We start from the raw sequence: 6,280 nt of genomic DNA, 5'->3' as shown, positions 1-6,280 counted from the left end.
CCTTTGGCGCTGGCGCACGTCAGAAAAACAGTCTCGCCTAGTGGCTACCGGGGACTACGCGCCTTCGATTCTCTCTCCTTGGCGCGCAGCGGATGAGTTTATACGGGAAACTGAGCCGCCAAGTGGCCCAGCACAGCTAACATATATCCCCCCGACTGAACTCAGGCTGGAGCCCTTTCAGGAACGGCTGCTCGAGCAGGTCAATGTCTCTAGAAATCAAGGGCAACACAACAACTTACTGGTTTCCGCGACAGGAACCGGAAAAACAGTCATGGCAGCTGTTGATTATTCACGCCTGAGTGAATCCATGCCACGATCTCGCCTGTTATTTGTCGCACACAGGGAAGAGATTCTGGATCAGAGTCTTGCAACCTTTAGGTATGCCCTGCGCGAGCCTTCCTTTGGTGAGAAGTGGATTGGCAAACATCGGCCAAAGAAATTCGATCATGTTTTTGCGTCTATTCAATCCCTTAATGCAAAAGAATATGCAAACCTGGAGCCTGATCACTTTGATATCGTTGTTATTGATGAATTCCATCACGCAGCAGCTGCTTCTTATAACAAATGATTAAATCATGTGAAGCCTGTTGAGTTGTTGGGGCTAACGGCAACACCAGAACGGACTGACGGATTATCTATCCTTGAGTGGTTTGGTGGGCGCATTGCAGCAGAACTGCGCTTGTGGGATGCCATCGATCAGTATCGTCTTGTGCCATTTGTATATTATGGAATCCATGATGGCTTGGACCTGCGTGACATACCATGGAAAAGAGGAACTGGTTATGACATCAACGCGCTCGCTAATCTGTATACATCGAGCGATGTCTGGGTCACTCAGGTTATTAAGGAAGTTCTCAACCGAGTTGACAAACCAGGTTCAATGAAGGCGCTTGGTTTTTGCGTTTCTGTACAGCATGCTAAGTTTATGGCAGGGAAGTTTAATAAGGCAGGCATTACCGCTGAGGCTGTATGGGGTGATACACCAGATACAGAGAGGCGTGAAGCACTACGGAAGCTGAAAGAGGGCAAAATTGCCATATTATTCTCAGTGGACTTATTTAACGAAGGTGTCGATGTACCCACGGTAGATACACTCCTTTTACTAAGGCCTACGGAGAGCGCCACGCTTTTCTTGCAACAGCTTGGTCGTGGATTACGAAAGAGTAGTGGGAAACTATTTTGTACGGTATTGGACTTTGTAGGCCTGCATCGGCGTGAGTTCCGATTTGATAAACGACTCTCCGTGATCCTTGGTGGAACCAGAAAATTCATCCAGTCACAGGTTGAAAGCGGCTTTCCATATCTGCCTGCTGGCTGTCACATGGAGTTGGATGCTGTTGCTAACCAAATCGTAATTGATAGCCTGATATCTGCTTTGCCCAATCGATGGAATGATAAAGTAAAGGAATTGCGTTCTCTTATTGCTGCTGGATATGATCCGGCGATTGAAGTGTTTCTGGATGAGTCAGGTCTGGACCTCACGGATATTTATCAGTCAAAAAAATCGTGGTCAGATCTATTGGAAGCTGCTGAGGCAGATGTTGTTGCATTAGGTGACCACGAAGAAGTTTTACGTCGTGCTATTGGCCGCATGCTTCACATCGATGATGAAGAGAGACTTGATTATTACATTAGCTTGTTAAAGTCGGAAAAAATGCCCGATATTAGTCAGTTGCCAATACGAGAAAAAAGAATGACCCGAATGTTAGTGGCATCACTGTCTGATAAGATTTTGGGTAAAAATGATTCACTCGAAAAAGGTGTTGAGTTGCTATGGCAGCACCCTCATGTAATGTCGGAACTGCAAGAGTTGTTTTCATATTTACGCCCACGCGTGGATCACATTCATCAACCATTGGCTACGCATCAAAACGTGCCGCTTCAAATTCATGGAAAATACACAAGGATAGAAATATTATCCGCGTTTGGCGTGGGTGAAACTGCAATAACCCGCCCTTGGCGAGAGGGCGTGCTGTGGGTTGAAGGAGAGAAATCAGATGTCTGTGCATTTACTCTCGACAAAACTGAGGGTAACTTTTCACCTACAACGAGATACCGTGATTATGCGATTAGCCGTGAACTAATCCATTGGGAGTCACAATCTATAACAACTGAAAAAAGTGCAACAGGGCAGAGGTGTTGCAACCATGTTGAGAAAAGCACATCGATTATGCTGTTTGCCCGCGAGAACACCAAGGAACGGGCCTTCTGGTTTTTAGGGCCTGCAAGCTATGTATCACATGAGTCTGAAAGGCCGATGAGTATTACCTGGAAGTTGGATGTACCGCTGCCAGGAGATCTGTATGCAATATTTGCAGCAGCGGTGGCTTAAGAGTTGGAGAATGTGCGTCTGAACTTTTTCGGACACTGCTACATTTGAGTGGACTTCAGAAATGAGGCATGCATGAATAGTGATATTTGGGGTGGTTACTAGGCGACAGACCACGTTTTAACAAAGTCCCAATTACTATTCCCCTTTGAGATCAGATATAAATTTAACAATTCACGTAATCAATAAGCGAAAAAACCCTTCAGTGATCAATCACTAAAGGGTTTTTAATGTATGGTGCCGAGAAGAGGACTTGAACCTCCACGAGCTAATGCCCACTAGCACCTGAAGCTAGCGCGTCTACCAATTCCGCCACCTCGGCTAAGTGCGGTGCGAACAATACAGCGACAAGCGCCTTCTGTCAACGTACAATAGTATAAATAATATAGTCTTAATGGAAAAATTGATTGAGTAACAAGAGCCGGTCAAAGCGCAAATCCAAGCGCGACCCGAATTTCGCACGTGAAGCGAAGAAGTATGACAACCCCATCCCCAGCCGCGAATTCATTATGGAATCCATTAATGAACAGGGCTGCCCCATCAGTTTTGCAGAAATTGCCAATGCCCTGGGTATCAAGGACGAAGATCAGCTGATAGCCCTGGACCGCCGTCTGGGCGCTATGCTGCGCGATGGCCAGCTGATCAAGAACCGCAAGAAGGGTTTTTGCGTCATTGATAAAGAGGAGCTGATTGTTGGCCGTGTAACTGGCCATGCTGATGGTTTCGGCTTTCTGATTCCCGAAGAGGGTGGTGATGACCTGTTTCTGACACATCGCGAGATGCGCAAGCTGATGCATGGCGATCGTGCCGTGGTTCGGGTTGCCGGTATCGATAATCGCGGACGCCGCGAGGGCACCATTGTTGAAGTGCTTGAGCGTGCGCATGAAAAAATTGTCGGTCGCCTGGCGATCGAGGGCGGTGTCGGTTTTGTCAGGCCTGACAACAAGCGCATGACGCAGGAGATTATCGTCCCCGGAACCGAGCTGAATGATGCCAAAAAGGGCGATATCGTCGTTGTTGAACTGATTGTACAACCGAGCCGACGCACTCAGCCGGTTGGCAAAATTGTCGAGAGATTGGGTGAACACCTGGCCTCAGGTATGGAGACGGATATTGCGATCCGCAGCCATGAAATCCCGGTCGAGTGGCCCGCAGAGGTTGAGCAGGCAATAGTAAAACTCTCCGAGAAGGTGCCGGAATCGGCCAAAAAGGGCAGGGTCGACCTGCGTAAACTGCCGTTGGTTACTATCGATGGTGAGGATGCGCGTGATTATGACGACGCTGTCTACTGTGAAGCGACGCCAAAAGGCTGGAAGCTGATTGTTGCCATTGCCGACGTCTCTCACTACGTGAAACCCGGTAACCCGCTTGATACAGAGGCGTATTCACGCGGCACCTCGGTCTATTTTCCGGGACGCGTAGTGCCTATGCTGCCCGAGATTCTTTCCAACGGCCTGTGCTCGCTGAATCCGCAAGTCGATCGCCTCTGCATGTGCTGCGAGATGCTGATCAACCGCGAGGGCAAACTACTGCGCTCACGCTTTTTCGAGGGTGTGATGCACTCACATGCGCGGCTTACCTATGACAAGGTTGCTGCCATGCTGGTTGATCGCGATAAAAAGCTGATCAAGGAGTATGAGGCAATGCTGCCGCATCTCGAACAGCTCTATTCGCTCTACCACGTGCTGCTGGCAGCAAGGCGCGAACGTGGCGCAATCGATTTTGAGACAGTCGAAACACGTATCATTTTCGACGAGGGAAAAATTGCAGATATTGTTGCGGTGACACGCAATGATGCGCACAAGATTATTGAAGAGTGCATGCTGTCTGCCAATGTCGCGGCGGCACGCCTGTTACAACGCAAGAAGATGCCTGCGCACTTCCGTGTTCATGAAGGTCCTTCTGCCGAGAAACTCGTTGATCTGCGCCAGTTCCTTGGCGAAATGGGTCTGTCACTGCCGGGTGGTGCAAAACCCACCGCGGGCGACTACGCAAAACTGCTCGACCAGGTGCGCGAACGTCCCGATGCACAGCTAATCCAGACTGTACTGCTGCGCTCACTCTCGCAGGCGGTTTATACCACTGACAACCTTGGGCACTTTGGTCTCTCTTATGATGCCTATACCCACTTTACATCCCCGATTCGTCGTTATCCAGATCTGCTTGTACACCGTGCCCTGAAGCATGTTGTGAATGGCGGCAAGGCGAGTGATTTTCACTATTCGAAAGGTGAATTGCAGAGTTTTGCCGAGCACTGTTCAACCACTGAGAGGCGCGCAGATGAAGCGAGTCGTGATGCGCTCGATACGCTCAAGTGCGAGTACATGCTCGACAAGGTTGGCGAGAAGTTCGACGGTATCATTACCAGTGTGACCTCGTTTGGCCTGTTCGTAATGCTCGACGGCATCTACGTCGATGGTCTTGTGCATATCACGGCGCTGGACAAGGATTATTTCCATTTTGACCCTGTTGCACACAGGCTCAGTGGCGAGCGTACCGGCAAGAGCTACCGTCTCGGTGATCCGTTACGTATCCAGATAGCGGCAGTCAATGTGGATGAGCGCAAGATCGATTTTGTGTTGCATGATGCGGCTTCCAGAAAAGATGCGGGATCCCGTCCAGGTGGCAAAAAACGCAGTGGCGGAAAGCGCCGCAAAGATGGTGGCGACAAGCCCAGGGCGTCCCGCTCCAGGCGTGGTGGTAGCAAAAAGCCGCGCAAACAGGGTAAATGAGCCGTTCAGAAACCCGCCTGGTTGGCGGTATTCACAGTGTCAGGAATCTTCTGCGTCACGGCGCAGAGGCAATTCTTGAGGCGTGGATCGACAGTGGTCGTCGTGACCGGCGTCTACGCGAACTCATCGATGAGTTCAACAAGCTCGATATTGCCTTCCATTCCAGTGATCGTGACGAACTTGATCGTCTCGCCACCGATCTGAACCATCAGGGTGTTCTCGTGCGTGCACGGGCACCGACTGCGCTGGGTGAAAATGTGCTGCGCCAGCTGCTCGACAGGATAGAGCCTCCTTATCTTCTATTAGTCCTCGATGGTGTGCAGGATCCTCACAACCTCGGCGCCTGTCTGCGAACGGCTGATGCTGCAGGTGTACACGCAGTTATCGCACCAAAAGATCGCAGTGTTGGCCTCACTCCGGTGGTCTGCAAGGTGGCAAGTGGTGCAGCCGAGAGTATCCCGTTTGTTCAGGTGACTAACTTGGTGCGTACCCTCGAAATGCTCACGCAGGAGTTCCAGGTGTGGGTAACCGGTACTGCCGGTGAGGCCGATATGAGCCTGTATGATGCCGATTTACGCGGATCGACGGCGATTGTCATGGGTGCGGAAGAGAAGGGCATGCGACGCCTGACTCGCGAGCACTGTGATCAACTCATCTCGCTGCCGATGGCTGGCTCAGTTGAGAGCCTGAATGTCGCCGTGGCAACGGGCGTGACACTATTCGAGGCGATACGGCAGAGAAAAGTAGCGAAATAGTGTAGAAAAAGCTCAGCTAAAGTAACAAATTGAGCTCCATTCCTAGTATAATGCTCCGCTAAATTTCATCTACTGCGGAATCTGACGACCATGCTGAGAATTGCCGAGGAAGCCCTCACTTTTGACGACGTACTGCTTCTGCCTGCCTACTCGAACGTTCTGCCCAAGGATGTCTCGCTGGCAACCAAGCTGACACGTGATATCGACCTGAGTATTCCGCTGGTTTCAGCCGCGATGGACACGGTCACCGAATCGCGCCTCGCAATTGCCATGGCGCTTGAAGGCGGCCTTGGCATTATCCACAAGAACATGACAGCCGAGCGCCAGGCGTCGCGCGTCGAGAATGTTAAGCGCTACGAGAGCGGCGTGATTCACGATCCGATTACAGTCACACCAACAACCTCGATTGGTGAAGTGATTCAACTCACCCGCAAGCGCAAGATCTCAGGTGTTCCCGTTGTAGA

At 50.6% G+C, this 6,280-nt stretch carries 5 protein-coding genes and 1 tRNA gene; 5 read left to right on the top strand and 1 reads right to left on the bottom strand.

Annotated features, from left to right (window positions below):
- Together BOW51_RS11635 and BOW51_RS06435 are read left to right on the top strand one after the other, a co-directional pair.
- Window positions 1-568: DEAD/DEAH box helicase family protein (locus BOW51_RS11635; protein ID WP_245828553.1), on the top strand; the 568-nt coding region annotated here is incomplete at its 5' end.
- 9 nt (window positions 569-577) lie between these two features.
- Window positions 578-2,332 carry a DUF3427 domain-containing protein gene (locus tag BOW51_RS06435; RefSeq protein ID WP_245828551.1) on the top strand — a complete coding sequence of 585 codons (1,755 nt, stop codon included), beginning with the start codon at window positions 578-580 and terminating at the stop codon, window positions 2,330-2,332.
- A 232-nt stretch (window positions 2,333-2,564) separates the two neighbouring features.
- Here the strand turns inward: BOW51_RS06435 and BOW51_RS06430 are convergent.
- Window positions 2,565-2,651, bottom strand: a tRNA-Leu gene (locus BOW51_RS06430).
- Between the two features lie 85 nt (window positions 2,652-2,736).
- Here BOW51_RS06430 and rnr point away from each other — a divergent pair.
- The 3 genes from rnr to BOW51_RS06415 all read left to right on the top strand — a co-directional run.
- Entirely contained in the window at window positions 2,737-5,061 is a 2,325-nt protein-coding gene (gene rnr / locus BOW51_RS06425) for a ribonuclease R (RefSeq protein WP_078476976.1), read from the top strand.
- Window positions 5,058-5,816: a 23S rRNA (guanosine(2251)-2'-O)-methyltransferase RlmB gene (gene rlmB / locus BOW51_RS06420; protein WP_078476975.1), complete on the top strand. Its 759-nt coding sequence runs from the start codon at window positions 5,058-5,060 to the stop codon at window positions 5,814-5,816. Before rnr ends, rlmB begins: the two co-directional genes overlap by 4 nt.
- A 93-nt stretch (window positions 5,817-5,909) precedes the next feature.
- Window positions 5,910-6,280, top strand: a 371-nt coding sequence (locus BOW51_RS06415) for an IMP dehydrogenase (protein WP_135568106.1), incomplete at its 3' end; no start/stop codon positions are given.

The sequence above is a fragment of the Solemya elarraichensis gill symbiont genome (genome assembly GCF_002021095.1).
GTDB lineage: Bacteria > Pseudomonadota > Gammaproteobacteria > Chromatiales > Chromatiaceae.
Note: the sequence above shows the minus strand (reverse complement) of the source record. Positions and strands in the feature narration are given on the sequence as shown.